This is a genomic window from Halomonas llamarensis, assembly GCF_023555005.1.
Taxonomy (GTDB): Bacteria; Pseudomonadota; Gammaproteobacteria; order Pseudomonadales; family Halomonadaceae; genus Vreelandella; species Vreelandella llamarensis.
In genome coordinates, this window is sequence record NZ_JAMJPJ010000082.1 from 1 (window position 1) to 1,019 (window position 1,019).

The following is a 1,019-nucleotide window of genomic DNA, read 5'->3' on the forward strand; positions in this document are numbered from 1 at the left end:
CTCTTTGATCCCAACACCGGCGAAGTGGTGTACAGCCGCGTGACCAAAACCGAAGGGGGTGAGCCATGAGCCGCTCGATGACCAGCGGTGTGATCCGCCGCACCCGCACCGTCGACATTTCCAACTGGGGAGACGACGTCCCCCGCTGGATCGTCCTGCTCGCCGATGAGGTGCGCGCCACCAACCGCAAGATCACCGCCGAGCGCATCGGCGTCTCGCGCAGTGCGGTGTCGTTGGCACTGGCCAACCGCTACCCAAGCCCGTCTACCGCCAACATTGAAAAGCGGGTACTGGAAGCGTTGGACGGCTTCGACTGCCCGGCGCTGGCCATGACCATCAGCGCCGAGCAGTGCCGCGACTACCGCGCACGCCCCGCGCCGACCCACAACCCCATGGCCATGCGCATGTGGCAGCACTGCCAGCGCTGCCCCCACAACCCCGACAACCAGCAGGGAGAAGAACAATGACCGTTACCAACCTCTTCCCGCCCCAGCCGGACGGTTTCCGCGTTCTGGATAAGAACGCCCAGATGTACCGCGTCTTTGCAGCGCCGCTGCCAGACCCAGAGCCGGGCTTTACCAACGTCGCCCTGCACATTATTGGCGTCACCGTGGAGACCCAAGTCGAACTGCACATGACCGACGAGCAAGTGCGCAACATGCAGCGTGAACTTCAAGCGGCCTTGAACAAGGTCAACGGAGGCGACCAATGACCCTGAAAGCCACGTGCCCCGAGTGCGGTATGACCGGCGACATGGCCGCCTTCGTCACCCAGGGCGAACACAACCAAGCGCTGGCTGCTGCCTTGGAAATGCCCTCGCTACTGAGCAGCCGAATCGTGCGCTACCTCGGCCTGTTCCGGCCTGCTAGCCGGGCGCTTGCCAGCGCCAAGAGCGCCCGGCTACTCAATGAGCTGAAAGACACCATTAACAGCGGCGTGATTGAGCGCAAAGGCATCACGCGCGAGGCACCGCTGAAAGTATGGATCACGGCGCTGGATCAACTGCTGGAACGCCCACC

Annotated in this window: 3 protein-coding genes; all 3 read left to right on the top strand. The window is 63.4% G+C overall.

Annotation, left to right across the window (positions count from 1 at the left end; translation table 11 throughout):
- The first annotated feature begins 65 nt into the window (after window positions 1-65).
- Entirely contained in the window at window positions 66-467 is a 402-nt protein-coding gene (locus tag M8006_RS17640) for a hypothetical protein (RefSeq protein ID WP_250084510.1), read from the top strand.
- Window positions 464-712: a hypothetical protein gene (locus M8006_RS17645; protein WP_250084512.1), complete on the top strand. Its 249-nt coding sequence runs from the start codon at window positions 464-466 to the stop codon at window positions 710-712. Before M8006_RS17640 ends, M8006_RS17645 begins: the two co-directional genes overlap by 4 nt.
- On the top strand, window positions 709-1,019 hold a 311-nt coding region (locus M8006_RS17650; RefSeq protein ID WP_250084514.1), incomplete at its 3' end, for a hypothetical protein. The genes M8006_RS17645 and M8006_RS17650, both read left to right, overlap by 4 nt.

Bases quoted from the DNA above. Each gene is read 5' to 3' on its own strand.
- M8006_RS17640 (WP_250084510.1), top strand. From the start codon at position 66: ATGAGCCGCTCGATGACCAGCGGTGTGATCCGCCGCACCCGCACCGTC.
- M8006_RS17645 (WP_250084512.1), top strand. From the start codon at position 464: ATGACCGTTACCAACCTCTTCCCGCCCCAGCCGGACGGTTTCCGCGTT.